Consider the following 16888-nt stretch of genomic DNA (forward strand, 5'->3'; position numbering starts at 1 on the left):
TAACCTCCTAAAAACTTGGTGGGTTTGTAACCCAGATAAGAACGGCATCTTTCCTGCCGGTATTTTCGATATGGTGCTTTTTATTGGACTTAAGATAAAAAGACTCCCCCTGTCTTGCAGTATAAGTACGGGTACCATATATGATTTTAATGGAGCCCTTAAGTACATAGCCGAATTCTTCTCCCTCATGTGGAAGATAGATGTCTGATGTGCCGCCGGGCTTCAGCGTCAGACGTACCGGTTCCATCATATCTTTCTGGGCACCGGGAACCATCCATTCGATTAAGCTCCTGTGTTCCGCATCTTCTTTTTCAAAATAATCTTCATTTTTAAAGACAAGCTGTGCAGGTTCATCATCTGCAAAAAATTCTGCCGGCGTAGTGCCGAGACACTGGATAATATCTAAAAGTGTACCCACGGAAGGAGATGTAAGATTACGCTCTAACTGGGAGATAAATCCTTTGGATAATTCCAGACGGTCAGCCAGTTCCTGCTGGGTGAGACCGTAGAGAATCCGCAGCTCCTTGATTTTATTTCCAATATCCATTTTGTACTTCCTTTCCATGAAAAGTGATTTTACATAGTTTTTACAAAATGAAGCTAATAATGTATTTGAAGTTTAATAATAATAAACTCACTAAGGAGTATTATGAGAAATTGAAAGAGAAATGTCAATACTATTTTTAGATTATTTTTAGACAACAAAAAAAGCTCCCGAGGGGACTCGAACCCCTGACCTACGCATTACGAATGCGCCGCTCTACCAACTGAGCCACGGAAGCAGAATAATCTGGTTATATGCGAAATAAAATATTTTCCTCAGACAACCCTTTATTTATTAAAATCATACTATAATATTATATATAGAAAAAAATAAATTTGCAATGTTTTTTTGAAAAAAGTTGTTCTTTCAAAGGTTACTTGGTATAATGGGCGTAGATGTGTAAGAACCGGAGAAAGATGAACCGGCTTATGAAAAGGGAAATCATTACAAGGAGGAAGTTTTTTTCATGGAAGTGAAGGAATTTGTTTCAGGGGGAAAGAAAACTGAGGACAGTAAGAAGAATATGAAGAAGAAAATTAACAGCGCAAAGAAAAATTATGCAAAGAAGAACAGTCAGTTTACGATTGCAGAATTAAAGGAAAACAGCGCGCTGATTATGTTATGTGTATTTGTGGTTTTTGCCGTATTGGAAATTGTACTGGGTATACTGGTATGGAAGATTCCGGTAGTGAGCGTATGTATTGTAGTGTTGATTGAAGCGGGACTTGCTGCATGTCTGCATAACCTTCCTGTCTGGCTGCATGGAATTGTTACAGCAGCAGAGATTGTCGTTGGAATAATTTCCGGTAAAGTAATATTTATGCTGATTGGAATTTTATGCTATGGGGCAGCTTTGTTTGCATTGAAATTCCAGAAGGAAAATAATCCGCTTTCTATATTAAAATAAGAAGAAATCATACCAGGAGATAAAACATGGATCCCTTACAATTAGTAGAGTTATTAAGAGGACACAGAACTTATATTCAGACACATAATTTTCCAGATCCGGATGCGATTGCCAGTGCCTTTGGCTTACAGCATTTTTTAAATTACCATGGGATTAAAGCAGATATCTGTTATGATGGTAAGATTGAACGCCTGAGTACAAGAAAGATGTTTGACACATTTCATATTGATATTTTGTCTAAAGAAGATTTGGATGATATGAAGAAAGAGGACTATATTGTTACCGTAGACTCCCAGAAATATAATGCGAATCTGACCGATTTTATCGGGGATGAGGTGGCATGTATTGACCATCATCCGACAGTAATTGCCTGTGAATATGCTTATAAAGATGTGCGCCGTGTAGGAGCCTGTGCCACAATGATTGCAGAGTATTTTTATCTTACCAATACACCAATGAGCCGGGATGTGGCGGCAGCACTGGCATATGGCATCAAGATGGATACGGATGACTTTGTCCGTGGTACAACAAAGCTTGATGTGGATATGTTTGCATACATCTATCCAATGGCAGATGTGGAAGAGTTAAAATCCATGTATGTAAATGTAATGGAGTTTTCTGATTTAAAGGCATATGGTGCGGCAATCGATAATATCCACATTTATGATGATGTGGGATTTGCATCGATTCCGTTTGATTGTCCGGATGCGCTGATTGCAATTATTTCAGATTTTATTTTATCTCTTGATGTAGTTAATATTTCCGTGATTTATGCAATCCGTTCTGACGGCATTAAGTTTTCTGTCCGTAGTGCATTAAATCATGTAGATGCCGGAAGAGTTGTAGCAAAGGCATTAGCAGATTATGGAAATGGTGGCGGACATCCGGCAATGGCTGGCGGTTTCATTCCAAAGAAGAATATGGAAAAGTTGGAACCGGACCGGGATTATAAATTAGAAATGCTGTTCTTAGAGCAGATCAAGGCAGAAGAAGGAAGGTAAGATACCATGGCAGAAAATCAGGTGAAGATAACCTATCATATTTATCTTGAGGCAGAGGATGTATCCCAGTCGAGAATTTTATCCAGTACCTCTTATGTAAAGAACTTATTTAAAAATTGCGGCAATCATTATTTTCAGGGTGTAGATTTTGATGATGAAAGTGATTTGGATGATTTTACCCTGCGTCTCTTTGTGGAGCAGGAAATCTTAGAAGAAGAGTGCAGCGTAGAGGCAGATGCAAAAGACTTTCCGGCAGATATGGCAGAATTCTTGGATAATATAGCCCAGGCACATTCTTTCCTTGATATGGAAGGTGATTTTACCGTGGAATATCAGGGCGAGAAAGTAAGTTTTAAGTTTGCTTCTGAAGCAGGAGCAGATTACTGTGACTTTGAAGAAATCGAAGAAGCATAAAAAGTCATAAGCAATTTCCTGTAAAGTAAGAAAGAGAAAGGCAGTATGAAGAGCAGGTGCAATTCATACCGCCTTTCTTTATTTCCTCTTTAAGCAGAGCTTCTCAAAACTTCCAATCAGCTGATAGAGCAGCATGGCAATGAGACAGAGAATCAGAATCGATAAGATGACCCAGTCTAATTTAAAAACCTGGCTGCCATAAATAATAAGATAGCCTAAGCCTTTTTTCGCTGCAATAAATTCACCGATGATAACACCAACCAGACAAAGACCAATGTTGACTTTCATAATAGAAAGCAGGGTGGGAATACAGCCCGGCAGCATAATCTTAAACATGACATCATTACGGGTGCCGCCTAATGTCTTTATCAGAAGAATCTTTTCTTTATCCATATCACAAAAAGCAGTGTAAAGACTCAGAATAGAGCCAAAGATAGCTACGGACATACCGGTGATGATAATGGTCTTGTAATTGCCGCCCAGCCATACAATCAGCAGTGGAGCCAGCGCGGATTTGGGCAGGGAATTTAAAACCACAAGATAAGGCTCTAAGGTTTCGGATAAGGTTTTGGAAAACCAGAGGATTGCAGCAATCAGTAATGTTAAAATAATAACAAAGAAAAAGCTGCTTAAGGTTTCAAACAGGGTGATTCCAATGTGATAAAGGAGCTTCTGACCGGTAATCATCTGGTAGAAGCAGATGATAAGTCTGGTGGGACTGCTGAAAATAAAGGGGTCGATTTTTCCATATTTCGCACAGAGTTCCCATTGCAATAGAAAGACAACAAGAATCAGGATGCGACAGATTTTTATTTTAAGCTGATGCCTGCGGCATTGCCGTAGGTACATAAGCTGTGCAGAGGATGGGTTATTCATTTTGATTAAATTCCTTCCATATTAAGTTAAAATAGGATTTAAAATGGCTGTCATTCCGTTTCTCTAAAGGCGTAAGACCAGGCTCAAAGGATATGGGTATAATGGAGCGGATTGTGCCCGGCCGGTGGCTTAAGACAATAACACGGTCTCCCATGGAAATTGCTTCGGATAAATCATGGGTTACAAGAATGGCGGTTTTATGTTCCTGCCGCAGAATGGTACCGATGTCATTGCTGACATTAAGGCGGGTCTGATAATCTAATGCCGAGAAGGGTTCATCTAAGAGAAGCAGCTCCGGGCGAAGTACCAGGGTCCGAATCAGGGCAGCCCGCTGCCGCATGCCGCCGGAAAGCTCAGAAGGACGTTTTGCAGCAAAATCGGCAAGTCCATAAGTTTCTAACAGCCGGCTGGCATAAGCAAGATTTTCCGGTGTCATTTTGTGCTGGATTTCCAGCCCTAATTGGACATTGGATGCGATGGTACGCCACTCTAAGAGGTGGTCTTTCTGAAGCATGTATCCCATATTTAAGATATCCTTTGACTGCAGGGGGTGTCCCATGAAGGAAATGCTGCCGCCGGATGGGACAAGAAGACCACAGATAAGGGATAAAAGTGTTGATTTGCCACATCCACTGGGACCTACAATAGCAACAAATTCTCCTTTGGATAAACTAAAACTGATATTGGACAGAGCCTTGGTTTCGCCGTCTTTCGTATGATAAATATAATCTATATTGGACAATTCAAGGATGGAGCACATGGTATTCACCTGATAGAAGTTTATAGGATAATATATGTGAAAAAATGAGATTGGTCACCCGGATTGACAGAAGAAAAGGATAGATTATAATAGGAACAGAATCGACAGAAATTTTGAATGGGAAAGGTAAATGCGATGAAAGAAAATTACCAGAAAATATTAGATGAAACGATTGCCGGATTAGAAGAAAGAGGAGAAGTTCCGAAACTTTTACTTCATAGCTGCTGTGCACCCTGCAGTTCTTATGTATTAGAGTATCTTTCCAACTATTTTTATATTACGGTGTTGTACTATAATCCCAATATTTATCCGGAGGATGAATATTATCACAGAGCAGCGGAGCAGAAACGCTTTATTAAAGAATTTCCGACGAAATATCCTGTCACCTTTGTGGAAGGAAATTTTGAACCGGAGCGTTTTTATGAAACAGTAAAAGGTTATGAAAATATCCGGGAGGGTGGCGAACGGTGTTTCCGCTGCTATGAATTAAGACTGCGGGAAGCGGCAGAGTATGCGAAAAAATTAAATTGTGATTATTTTACGACAACGCTGTCTATCAGTCCCATGAAGAATGCTGCAAAGTTAAATGAGATTGGAGGAAGGCTGGCTGAAGAATATGGCATTCCCTATTTATATTCGGATTTTAAGAAACGGGATGGCTATAAGCGTTCTACCGTAATTTCGGCAGAGTATGGCATGTACCGGCAGGATTATTGTGGCTGTGTATTTTCGAAGCGGGAGCGGGAAGAACAGAAAAGAGAACGTGCGGCGCAGGAAAGTGAGCAGACAGTACAGGAGTGATTTCTTCTGGTTGTCATTTTATGAAAAATAAGGTATACTTTCAGAAGTTAGTTATGGATTTTTGTTTAGAATAAGTACGGACATCCGTATGGAAAGAGAGGATAAAAGAGTGGCACAGTTATGGGGTGGACGCTTTACCAAAGAGACAGACAAGCTCGTTTACAATTTTAATGCGTCTATATCATTTGATCAGAAATTCTATAAACAGGATATGGAAGGCAGCATTGCGCATGTGAAAATGCTTGGAAAACAGGGCATTTTAACAGAGAAAGAAATGCAGGATATTGTAGACTGTTTAAAAGAAATCTTAAAAGAAGTAGAAGAAGGAAAGCTTATTATTACCGATGAATACGAAGACATTCACAGCTTTGTAGAGGCAAAGCTCATTGACCGTCTGGGAGATACCGGTAAGAAATTACATACCGGACGAAGCAGAAATGACCAGGTTGCACTGGACATGCGTCTTTATACCAGACAGGAAGTATTGCATACTGACAAGCTGGTAAAAGAACTTCTTGAGACCATTCTTAAGATTATGGAAGAAAATACCGAGACGATTATGCCGGGATTTACCCATCTTCAGAAAGCACAGCCGATTACACTGGCACATCATATGGGAGCTTATTTTGAGATGTTCCGCCGTGACAGACTACGCCTGCAGGATATTTTTAAGAGAATGAATTACTGTCCGTTAGGTTCCGGTGCCCTGGCAGGAACTACTTATCCATTAGACCGTGAATATACTGCAGAATTACTTGGTTTCTATGGACCAACCTTAAACAGTATGGATGGCGTATCAGACCGTGACTACTTAATCGAATTTTTATCTGCATTATCAACGATTATGATGCATTTAAGCCGTTTCTCAGAAGAAGTTATCATCTGGAATTCCAATGAATATCAGTTTGTAGAGATTGACGATGCATACAGCACCGGAAGCAGCATTATGCCACAGAAGAAAAATCCGGATATTGCAGAATTGGTACGTGGAAAGACCGGAAGAGTGTATGGTGCACTGATGTCATTGCTTACTACAATGAAGGGAATTCCCCTTGCGTATAATAAAGATATGCAGGAAGACAAGGAGCTTTCCTTTGATGCCATGGATACTGCAAAAGGCTGTCTGGCACTCTTTAACGGTATGCTCGCAACTATGAAATTCAATAAAGAAAAAATGCATGACAGTGCCAACAAGGGATTTACCAATGCGACAGATGCAGCAGATTATCTGGTAAATCATGGCGTTCCTTTCCGTGATGCCCACGGTATTGTAGGAAGAATCGTGCTTTATTGTCTGGATAAGAAGATTGCCATTGATGATATGTCATTGGATGAGTTAAAGGCAATCTGTCCGGTATTTGAAGAAGATATCTATGAAGCAATTTCCATGGAAACCTGTGTTAATAAACGTCTGACTGTTGGTGCGCCTGGTAAAGACGCAATGGAAAAAGTCATTGCATTGCATAAGGAATATCTGTCAAAGGACTGGCAGGATGAGTTGAATCTGCCGGAAGAGGCGTAGAAAATAAGTAGCTTATTTTAAAAAATTGGTACATATGTATAAGAAAAATGCAATTCACTTAGTAATTTTTGATAAATTGTGAATTGCATTTTTTGTATAAATAGGATAGTATATTTATCAGAAAGACAACTGTTCGCGATAGACGAACATAAAAACGTGAGGAGAAAAAGAAATGAGCAGCAAATTAAAAGTCGGTATTTTAGGTGGAACAGGAATGGTAGGTCAGAGATTTATCTCTCTTCTGGAGAATCATCCATGGTTTGAGGTAACTACAATTGCAGCAAGCCCAAGAAGTGCAGGAAAGACCTATGCAGAAGCAGTTGGAGATCGTTGGAAAATGGATACTCCAATGCCGGAAGCCGTTAAAAATATTGTAGTAAAGAATGTTAATGAAGTAGAAAATGTTGCAGCAGAAGTTGATTTCGTATTCAGTGCTGTAGATATGACTAAAGATGAAATTAAAGCAATTGAAGAAGCATATGCTAAGACAGAGACTCCTGTTGTTTCGAACAACAGTGCACACAGATGGACACCGGATGTTCCTATGGTAGTACCTGAAATCAATCCGGAACATATGAAAGTAATCGAATTCCAGCGCAAGAGACTGGGAACCAAGAGAGGATTTGTTGCAGTAAAACCAAACTGCTCCATCCAGAGTTATGCTCCTGTTCTTACAGCATGGAAAGAGTTTGAACCATATGAAGTAGTAGCAACTACCTATCAGGCAATTTCCGGTGCCGGAAAAACCTTTAAGGACTGGCCGGAAATGGTTGGAAATATTATCCCATACATCGGTGGAGAGGAAGAAAAATCCGAAAAAGAGCCACTTCGTATCTGGGGTGAAATCAAAGATGGTGTCATTGTACCTGCTACATCACCGGTTATTACCTGCCAGTGTATCCGTGTTCCGGTATTAAACGGACATACAGCAGCTGTATTTGTTAAGTTCAAAAAGAACCCTACAAAAGAGCAGTTAATCGAAAAATTAGTAAACTTCAAGGGTGTTCCACAGGAATTAAATCTTCCAAGTGCACCAAAGCAGTTTATCCAGTACTTAGAAGAAGACAACAGACCACAGGTTTCTATGGATGTTAACTATGAAAACGGTATGGGAATCAGTGTTGGACGTCTTCGTGAGGACACCGTATATGATTGGAAATTCGTAGGATTATCCCACAATACCGTACGTGGTGCGGCTGGTGGAGCTGTTCTTTGTGCAGAACTTTTAAAAGCACAGGGTTACATTACCGCAAAATAAGCAGCAAAATATGTAACAAAATGAAGATAGAAAAGTCATATTGCAGGAAAGCAGTATGGCTTTTTTATCGTTTTGGCGTTGATAGAAAAATTAAAATGTGATATTATTTTTGTTAGAGTGACTTCTTAGAATTAGAAATTTTGGAGGATATTACCAATGATGATTCAGACATCCGAATTAAAAAAATTAGAAGAGGTATATGGACAGTCCGGCAATCAGATTGTTCTTTTATATGGAAGAGATAACTGCCAGAAAGAGCAGTTGATAAAAGAATTCTGTAAGGAGAAAAAGTTTTTTTACTATCGCGCCAGACAGGCATCCGAAAGGGAACAGGTTTTGCAGATGGGGCAGGAAGTGGAAACAAAATACGGAATTCGTCTGACACGCTATAGTTATGATGAATTCTTTAACCGCATCAAGAGTGGAGACCCGACCAAGCTTGTGGTTGTTATTGATGAATTCCAGTATATTGCCAGAAAAGATGTTGGCTTTATGAACAGCATTCTGAAACTGAAAGCAAAGAAATTATATCCGGGTCCTGTTATGATTATTCTGACCAGCTCTTCACTGGTATGGGTAGAGGAAGACTGCAGAGAAAAATATGGTGAATACTTAAAGAAGGTAGACGCAGCCATCCGCATGGAGGATGCGACATTTCTTGATGTGGTTCGACATTTCCCGGAATATGGAACCAGTCAGGCAGTGCAGGTCTATGGAATTATTGGAGGTGTGCCGGGTTATCTTACACGCTGGAATTCCAAAAAGAGTATTAAGGAAAATGTCTGTCGGCATATTTTGTCTCCGGATGGCTTCCTGTTCCATGAGGCAGAAAATTATATCAGCATTGAATTAAGAGAACTTTCTGTATATAATACAATACTTGCAGCATTGGCTTCGGGAAATAATAAGCTGAATGACCTTTTTTTAAAGACAGGCTTCTCCAGAGCAAAAATCAGTGTCTACATGAAGAATCTGATGGCATTTGATGTGGTAGAAAAGGTGGTTTCCTTTGATACTGGTGGCTGGGAGAATACGAAAAAGGGTGTTTACCGCATTGCCAATACTTATGTGAATTTCTGGTTCCGTTTTGTCTATCCACATTTATCGGACTTATATATGATGGCACCGGAAGAATTTTATGATACTTATATTGAAAAGGATTTAGATGACTATATGAACCGTTATTTTGTCAAGGTCTGCCGGGAATATCTGACTTTATTAAATCGTATTGGTAAACTTCCGATTGACATTCACCGGATTGGAACCTGGGTTGGAAAGAAGGGCAATATCGATATTGTCGCCCAGAACAGTGTCCGTGAGAGCATTGTCGGAATCTGTAACTGGTCAGAGCCTTATATGACCCGCTCGTCAGGTGAAGCATTGCTTGATAATCTGAAACAGGCAAAAATTTCCGCAAAATATCTTTATATGTTTTCCGCACAGGAATTTGCAGAGGATTTAAAACAGATGGCAGAAGAAGATAAAAGATTTGTCCTGATCGATATGAAGGAATTATAAAGTGCCGGAAAGCTAAAAATGACAGTAAAGTCAAATGATTGAAAAAGACAAAATAATAGAAATGGCACAGAAATTGGAGGAAATAACGGTTGGGTAAGTCGTTAATTATCACGGAGAAACCAAGTGTTGCCCGGGAATTTGCACGAATTCTTGGCGTATCCGGCAGAAATGACGGATATATCGAAGACAATCATTATGCCATTACCTGGTGTGTTGGCCATCTGGTGGAAATGGTATATCCGGAAGAATATGATATAAAATATAAGAAGTGGAAGTTAGAAGATCTTCCATTTCTTCCAAAAGATTATAAATATAATGTTATACCATCTGTAAGCAAACAGTATGACATCGTACATAAGCTCTTACACAGGGAAGATATTGATACCGTTTACTGGGCAGGCGATGCCGGAAAAGAAGGACAGACCATTGAAGAGAATATCCGGCGGTTCGGTGGAGTCCGTGAAGGTATGAAAGAGCTGCGGGTATGGATAGATTCGCAGACGGAGGAAGAAATTAAAAGAGGAATTGCTGAAGCAAGACCAATGGCGGATTATGATAATCTTGCTAATTCCGGGATTATGCGTACCATTGAAGACTATGCCATGGGAATTAATTTTTCCCGTGTCATGTCTGTAAAATATGGAAATCTTTTAAATGATGCTGCAGGAACCAAGTCCTATACTGCAATTGCAGTTGGCCGTGTCATGACCTGTGTACTTGGCATGGTTGTAATCCGGGAGCGGGAAATCCGTAATTTTGTAGAGACACCATTTTACCGGGTAGTGGGGAATTTTTTTGATGCAGAGATAGAAGGCGAATGGAAAGCAGTAGAAGGTTCTTCTTATTATGCGTCTCCGTTGCTCTATAAAGAGAATGGATTCAAAGAAAAAATACATGCAGAAAAGTTAATTGAAGATTTAACTAATAAAACAGCGGTTGTAAAAACAGTAGATAAAGGAATTACAAAGAAACGTGCACCGCTTTTATTTAACCTGGCGGAGCTGCAGGCAGAGTGCTCGAAAAGGTTTAAAATCAGCCCGGACGAGACGCTGCAGGTAGCACAGGACTTATATGAAAGAAAGCTGACTACTTATCCGAGAACAGATGCAAGAGTATTATCTTCTGCCGTTGCAAAAGAAATCAGTAAGAATATCAGAGGACTCCGTTCCTTTGATCCGGTTGCTCCTTTTGCACAAAATATTATGGAGCATGGTTTATATAAAAATATCGGAAAGAGCAGTTATACCGATGATAGTAAGATTACAGACCATTATGCTATTATTCCAACCGGACAGGTCAATGAATATAAGTCGCTGACGGAATTGCAGAAGCGGGTCTATGAACTGATCGTGCGGCGTTTCTTAAGTATTTTCTATCCGCCGGCACAGTATCAGACGGTAAAGCTGACCATCGGAATTGAAAAGGAATCTTTCTTTGCCGGGGCAAAAGTATTAAAGGTTCCCGGATATCTTGAAATTGCCGGAAGACCGGATACCAAAGAAAAGCGGGAAAAGGAAGATGGCGACGGAGAAGAAAACAATCCGAAGAACAGCGCAGCATTACTAAAACTTGCAGATAGTCTCAAAGAAGGAGATACCGCAGAAGTAAAAGAATTTCTGGTAAAAGAGGGAAAGACTTCTCCACCAAAGCGTTATACTTCAGGTTCCATGGTGCTTGCCATGGAAAATGCGGGACAGTTAATCGAGGAAGAGGAATTAAGAGAACAGATTAAAGGCTCCGGAATTGGAACCTCTGCTACAAGGGCAGAAATCATCAAGAAGCTGGTGCGTATCGGCTACCTTGCTTTGAATAAGAAAACACAGGTGCTGACGCCGGAAGCCTTAGGCGAGATGGTTTATGAAGTGGTGAATATGACTGTTCCGGCACTTTTGAATCCCAAGATGACCGCTTCCTGGGAAAAGGGCTTGGATGGCATTACCCAGGGAACGGTTCCGATGGAAGATTACCGGGAGAAGTTAGAGGAATTTATCCGGAAAGAAACAGTTTCCATGATAAATGAGAATCTCACCAGCCAGATTGCCGGGCAGATCCGGCCATTGGCTGGCAGCAATGCCAAAGATATGAAGGCAAAGGTTAAAATCGGAGCAACCTGTCCGGTCTGTGGCGGCGAGATTGAGACTACACCTTTTGGTTATGGCTGCTCAAATTATAATAAAGATGGCAGTGGCTGCCGTTTTGCTATTGGTGCCATCGCCGGAAGAGAGCTTAACGATGAAGAAGTAAAGCAGTTATTAAGCGAAGGCAGAACCGGAGTCTTAAAAGGATTTACTTCGAAGAATAAGAAGAAGTTTTCTGCCTGCCTTGTGATGACAAAGGATGAAGAAGGGAAACCGAATATAACCTTTGATTTTTCACAGAATGAGCCGGAGACCATAGAGGGCGTAAGTTGTCCGTTGTGTGGCGGAGCAATAGAAATAAAGCCATTTGGTTATGGCTGTGCCAATTATAAAGCGGAAGATGAGGCTGGCTGCCGGTTTGCCATTGGCAAAATAGCCGGGAAAGATTTAAACACCGCCCAGGTGAAGGAGCTTCTGACCAATGGAAGAACCGGAACGATTCGTGGATTTACTTCAAAGAATAAGAAGAAATTTGATGCCTGCCTGATGCTTGGAGAAGATGAGAATGGAAAGAAAGTCCTGAAATTTGATTTTGAGCATGTGGAAGCAAAGAAGGTAAAAGATGTAAAATGTCCACTGTGTCAGGGTGATATTGTGCAGACACCATTTGGCTATGGCTGTGCCAATTATGACAGAAACAAAGAGGATAGCTGCCGTTTCTCAATCGGTAAAATAGCCGGAGTAAAATTAAAGGAAACTCAGGTAAAAGCACTTTTACTAACAGGAAAGACAGAAATTATAATAGGATTTAAGTCTAAGAATGGCAAGAAATTTGATGCACCATTGAAGCTTACCGAGGATGGACGCATTGAATTTGACTTTCCGGAGCGTCCGAAACCGGAAGAGACAAAAGTAAAATGTCCAAAGTGTGGGGCATTGTTAAAGAAAAGCCAGTGGTACTATGAATGTGACTGCGGATTCCGGGTGAACCGTTATGTAGCAAAGGTGGAACTGGCTGAAGAAGTGTTAGAAGAGCTTTTTACAAAAGGATATACCACTAAAAAAATAACCGGATTTACTTCGAAAGCAGGAAATGTATTTGATACCTGTCTGAAGTTTGAAGAGGATGAAATTCGTTTTGATTTTGACCGGAAACCGGAAGAAGAAAGAGAGGAAGAGAAAGATGGAACAGTGCAAAATCAGTAATATGTATACATTAGAGGAGACAATCGCAAAGGATTATCTTGCACAATTTACTTATCCGTGGGAGGCACTTGCCGGAATCGGAGATTATATCAAAGAACTGGGAAAAACATTGAATCCGGATGTTTATGAACAGAAGGGTGAGGATATCTGGGTGGCAAAATCCGCTGCCGTGGCACCGACAGCATGTTTAAATGGTCCTTTAATTATTGATGAAAATGCTGAAATACGACACTGTGCATTCATTCGTGGAAATGCAATTGTCGGAAAAGGAACGGTGGTAGGCAATTCTACCGAGTTAAAGAATGTCATTCTTTTTAATTCCGTGCAGGTACCACACTATAATTATGTGGGAGATTCTATTTTAGGATACAAGTCACACATGGGAGCAGGTTCCATCACATCCAATGTAAAATCCGATAAGACACTGGTGGTAGTAAAATCTGCTGATGAGAAGATGGAAACCGGACGTAAGAAATTCGGTGCCATGTTAGGAGATTTTGTAGAGGTCGGCTGTAATTCCGTATTGAATCCGGGAACGGTCATCGGACCACATACCAATATTTATCCGCTTTCCCCGGTACGTGGAGTAGTTCCGGCGCATTCTATTTATAAGAATAAGAATGAAATTGTAAGTAAAGCAGAAGACTAAACGGATGGAAATTTACCCGCAGAAGTTACCTGCGGTAGCTGCTTGCAGAAAAATGACAATAGAAAATTAAGAAATGAATGGTTGACAAAAACAGCTATATGCATTACTGTATTAATTAAGTAATACATATGGCTGCTTTTTAGTTGGACGAGAACTTTGAAAAGAGTGTTTCTCGCAGTATATACGGGAAGCTTACAAAGAGTGTTTCTCGTGAATTTTGGAGGGTGAAAATGTTAGAAGTACAAGAGCTTACTAAGAAATATGGAAAGAATGTAGCAGTGGACCATGTCAGCTTTATGGTGCAGGATGGTCAGGTCGGTATCCTGCTTGGACCAAATGGTGCCGGAAAATCAACCATTATAAAGAGTATTGCAGGACTCCTTCGTTATGAAGGCGGTGTTGGTATTAATGGAATGAAGGCAAGAAGCCTGGAAGCGAAGAAAATATTTGGCTATGTACCGGAGATTCCGGCAATGTTTGAAGCACTGACGGTGCGGGAGCATATCGAATATGTGAAGCGGGCATATAACAGTGACATTACAGAGGAAGAAATAGATGCACTGCTGACACGTTTTGAACTTCTGGATAAACAGGAGAAGCTGGGAAATGAATTGTCCAAAGGAATGATGCAGAAGGTCAGTATCTGTTGTGCACTTGCTATTCATCCAAAGGTTGTGATGTTGGATGAGCCAATGGTTGGACTTGACCCGGCAGCCATAAAAGAACTGAAAGAAGTTGTGCTTGAGTTAAAAGAGAAAGGCTGTACCATTCTTATCAGTACCCATATGCTTGAAATGGTAAAAGATTTGTGGGATGTGATGTTTGTAATGGAACAAGGGAAAATTATAGCAACATTTAACAAAAATGAAATTGCGGATAAAGACATAGAAGAACTGTTCTTTGAAGTGACAGAACCAAAGACTGGTGGTGAAGAACATGAGTAGTCTTTCCTTTGTTTTTTCCCAGACCATTAAGAATAAAGTGAAGCGGAGCCTGAAACGGCCACAGACTTTTCTTGCACTGGTATTTGTTGTTTTATATGCAGCATTGGTATTGTATGGACTTGGTTCCATGTCTGTCGATTTCGGATTAAACAGCCCGGAAGGAATTGCAACTGTTTTATCCGTACTGATGGTTATGATTGTTCCGGCAAATCTGATTTCCTATATCAAGAGAAAAGGACTGTTGTTCCGCCCGTCAGAAGTACATTTTGTATTTGCTGCACCGGAAGAACCGAAGAAAGTTATTCTTCATGCCGGAATGAAGCAGTTCTTAACCAATTTTATTGTTGAACTATTTGTACTGGTACTTGGAATTGGTGTATTTGGTGTTACACCATATAAGATGATTTTATATTTCCTTTATGCTGGTGTACTGGAAAATATTTTAGAGGGAGCGTTAATGATTATCTGCTATGGAAATGAAACACTTCCCAAACAGTTCTTTACCGTACTTACTTATATTATGTATGGAGTAATGGCAGCTTTTGCACTGGTTGCAATCTACTTTGTTTCGGTGAAAGGTATGCAGTTATCTGTGTTTGTGGACTTAATCCAGCTTCCGGTGGTACAGCTGATTCCGATTATAGGCTGGGAAATTGCATTGATTCAGCTTATTATCATAGGCCCTGCAGGAATCAATGTGGTGGCAACCGTACTTCTTTTAACCAGTACTGTTTTTCTGGTACTTTATGCGAAAAAGATGAAGTGTACCGGAGAATTCTATGAAGATGCTGCAAAATTTGCAGAAGATTATGATGACCGGATGAAACGCTCGAAAAAGGGCGAGGTTGTAGTGGGAAATGGCAAGAAAAAGTATTTACGGAATGTAAAGATGGCTTATAAGGGAACTTACGCTAAAGCAATTTTCTACCGGCAGGTATTAGAATACCGTAAAAACCGTTTCTTTATCTTTGGCTGGAATTCGGTGCTGTTTCTGGTCATAGGTGTGGCAATTGCGGTTGTCTCTTATTATAATAAAATTTCCAGCCAGCCTTTTAAAATGTTTGTAATTCCGGGCGTCATTGCCTATGTTATCTTTATTTTCAGCGGTTATAAGACGAAGTGGTCGAAGGAACTGGCAAATCCATACACCTATCTGATTCCGGACAGCAATTTTAAGAAAATGTGGTATGCCACCAAAATGGAGCATATCCGTGCGCTGATTGACGGACTTCTGATTACGCTGCCGGGCAGTATCGTAATGGGACTTCCGGTGTCTTACATGATTTTGACCGTCATTTTATATATGTGCCTGAATGCTAATAAGCTTTATATGAATATGCTGGCAGATGTCGTGATAGGGAAAATGTTTGGAGAACTGGGCAGAACGATTCTTCGGATGCTGTTCCAGGGACTGGTATTATGTGTCGGAATCATTGTGGCAGTAGCAACGGGAGCGTTCATTTCTGTGACTGCAGGATTTATTATGATGATAGTCGTTATATTCCTGCTGACACTGGTTGGAGCAATCGGAGCATCCTTTGCATTTGAGCGGATGGAGGCATTAGATTAACAAATTGAGAAAATTAAGGGGCATTTCCTGTAAAAAAGACTGGACGAATGTCAAAAAATGTGAGAAAATGAGGGCGGTGTGTTAAATGTATAACAAAGTTTAACATGATATATATTTCATATCGAAAGGAGTCTTATAATGATTTACACGAAGGAAGTCGAAAACATGTGTCCTGTTGCCAAGGGCGCAAAACATGAGCCAGCTCCAATTCCAGAAGAAGGAAAATGGGTTCATTCCAAAAAAATTGAAGATATTTCAGGATTTACACACGGTGTAGGCTGGTGTGCACCACAGCAGGGTGCCTGCAAGCTTTCATTAAATGTAAAAAATGGTGTGATTGAAGAAGCACTGGTTGAGACAATCGGATGCTCAGGTATGACACATTCAGCAGCAATGGCAGCAGAGGTTCTTCAGGGAAAAACAATTCTTGAAGCATTAAATACTGACCTTGTTTGTGACGCAATCAATACAGCAATGAGAGAGTTATTCTTACAGATCGTTTACGGACGTACTCAGAGTGCATTCTCTGATGACGGACTTGCAGTAGGTGCTGGTCTGGAAGATTTAGGAAAAGGACTTCGTTCCCAGGTTGGTACTATGTACGCAACAAAGGAGAAAGGTGTTCGTTACTTAGAGATGGCTGAAGGTTATGTAACAGGCATCGCTCTTGACGAGAACAACGAAGTTATCGGATATCAGTTCGTTTCTCTTGGAAAAATGACAGACTTTATCAAAAAAGGTGATGACCCTAACACTGCATGGGAAAAAGCAAAAGGCCAGTATGGTCGTGTAGCTGATGCTGTTAAGATCATTGACCCAAGAGAAGAGTAAGAAAGGAGA

The 16888-nt window shown here is 40.4% G+C and carries 15 protein-coding genes and 1 tRNA gene; 12 read left to right on the plus strand and 4 right to left on the minus strand.

Annotated elements, in window-relative coordinates; all coding sequences use genetic code 11:
* Positions 1 to 7: 7 nt before the first annotated feature.
* Complete coding sequence (locus DXB43_RS06285) at positions 8 to 547, minus strand: helix-turn-helix domain-containing protein (RefSeq protein ID WP_022243215.1); 540 nt, start codon at positions 545 to 547, stop codon at positions 8 to 10.
* Positions 548 to 709: 162 nt separating this feature from the next.
* Positions 710 to 782 (minus strand) — tRNA-Thr (locus DXB43_RS06290).
* 228 nt (positions 783 to 1010) lie between these two features.
* On the opposite strand from DXB43_RS06290, the gene DXB43_RS06295 reads away from it, so the two are divergent.
* Genes DXB43_RS06295 through DXB43_RS06305 form a run of 3 tightly spaced genes read left to right on the plus strand, consistent with a single transcriptional unit; the run spans position 1011 to position 2866 of the window.
* Positions 1011 to 1451, plus strand: coding sequence for a hypothetical protein (locus tag DXB43_RS06295; RefSeq protein WP_117947088.1), 441 nt, complete (start codon positions 1011 to 1013; stop codon positions 1449 to 1451).
* Between the two features lie 26 nt (positions 1452 to 1477).
* Positions 1478 to 2452, plus strand: a complete 975-nt coding sequence (locus DXB43_RS06300) for a DHH family phosphoesterase (protein WP_117698569.1) — start codon at positions 1478 to 1480, stop codon at positions 2450 to 2452.
* A gap of 6 nt (positions 2453 to 2458) precedes the next feature.
* Positions 2459 to 2866 carry a hypothetical protein gene (locus tag DXB43_RS06305; RefSeq protein ID WP_022243212.1) on the plus strand — a complete coding sequence of 136 codons (408 nt, stop codon included), beginning with the start codon at positions 2459 to 2461 and terminating at the stop codon, positions 2864 to 2866.
* Positions 2867 to 2944: 78 nt separating this feature from the next.
* On the opposite strand, the gene DXB43_RS06310 is transcribed toward DXB43_RS06305, so the two are convergent.
* Positions 2945 to 3742, minus strand: a complete 798-nt coding sequence (locus tag DXB43_RS06310) for an ABC transporter permease (protein WP_117947089.1) — start codon at positions 3740 to 3742, stop codon at positions 2945 to 2947.
* Positions 3735 to 4502, minus strand: coding sequence for an ABC transporter ATP-binding protein (locus DXB43_RS06315; protein ID WP_117947090.1), 768 nt, complete (start codon positions 4500 to 4502; stop codon positions 3735 to 3737). Before DXB43_RS06315 ends, DXB43_RS06310 begins: the two co-directional genes overlap by 8 nt.
* A gap of 117 nt (positions 4503 to 4619) precedes the next feature.
* On the opposite strand from DXB43_RS06315, the gene DXB43_RS06320 reads away from it, so the two are divergent.
* From DXB43_RS06320 to DXB43_RS06360, 9 genes are all read left to right on the plus strand, one after another.
* Positions 4620 to 5303: an epoxyqueuosine reductase QueH gene (locus tag DXB43_RS06320; protein WP_117698566.1), complete on the plus strand. Its 684-nt coding sequence runs from the start codon at positions 4620 to 4622 to the stop codon at positions 5301 to 5303.
* A gap of 109 nt (positions 5304 to 5412) precedes the next feature.
* On the plus strand, positions 5413 to 6825 hold the full coding sequence (argH, locus tag DXB43_RS06325) for an argininosuccinate lyase (protein ID WP_117698565.1): 1413 nt from the start codon (positions 5413 to 5415) through the stop codon (positions 6823 to 6825).
* A 172-nt stretch (positions 6826 to 6997) separates the two neighbouring features.
* Complete coding sequence (gene asd, locus DXB43_RS06330; RefSeq protein WP_117698564.1) at positions 6998 to 8083, plus strand: aspartate-semialdehyde dehydrogenase; 1086 nt, start codon at positions 6998 to 7000, stop codon at positions 8081 to 8083.
* Positions 8084 to 8239: 156 nt separating this feature from the next.
* Positions 8240 to 9601, plus strand: coding sequence for an ATP-binding protein (locus tag DXB43_RS06335; RefSeq protein ID WP_117947091.1), 1362 nt, complete (start codon positions 8240 to 8242; stop codon positions 9599 to 9601).
* A gap of 89 nt (positions 9602 to 9690) precedes the next feature.
* Complete coding sequence (locus tag DXB43_RS06340) at positions 9691 to 12885, plus strand: type IA DNA topoisomerase (RefSeq protein ID WP_117947092.1); 3195 nt, start codon at positions 9691 to 9693, stop codon at positions 12883 to 12885.
* Positions 12863 to 13534: a hypothetical protein gene (locus DXB43_RS06345; protein WP_022243204.1), complete on the plus strand. Its 672-nt coding sequence runs from the start codon at positions 12863 to 12865 to the stop codon at positions 13532 to 13534. Before DXB43_RS06340 ends, DXB43_RS06345 begins: the two co-directional genes overlap by 23 nt.
* A 230-nt stretch (positions 13535 to 13764) precedes the next feature.
* A complete protein-coding gene (locus DXB43_RS06350; RefSeq protein ID WP_117698561.1) occupies positions 13765 to 14478 on the plus strand; it encodes an ABC transporter ATP-binding protein in 714 nt (237 codons plus the stop codon).
* Positions 14471 to 16048: a putative ABC exporter domain-containing protein gene (locus DXB43_RS06355; protein WP_117698560.1), complete on the plus strand. Its 1578-nt coding sequence runs from the start codon at positions 14471 to 14473 to the stop codon at positions 16046 to 16048. The genes DXB43_RS06350 and DXB43_RS06355 overlap by 8 nt, the downstream gene beginning before the upstream one ends.
* A 138-nt stretch (positions 16049 to 16186) precedes the next feature.
* Positions 16187 to 16879, plus strand: coding sequence for an iron-sulfur cluster assembly scaffold protein (locus DXB43_RS06360; protein ID WP_022243201.1), 693 nt, complete (start codon positions 16187 to 16189; stop codon positions 16877 to 16879).
* Positions 16880 to 16888: the final 9 nt, after the last annotated feature.

Source organism: Roseburia sp. OM04-10BH, from assembly GCF_003462605.1.
GTDB lineage: Bacteria > Bacillota > Clostridia > Lachnospirales > Lachnospiraceae > Roseburia_C > Roseburia_C amylophila.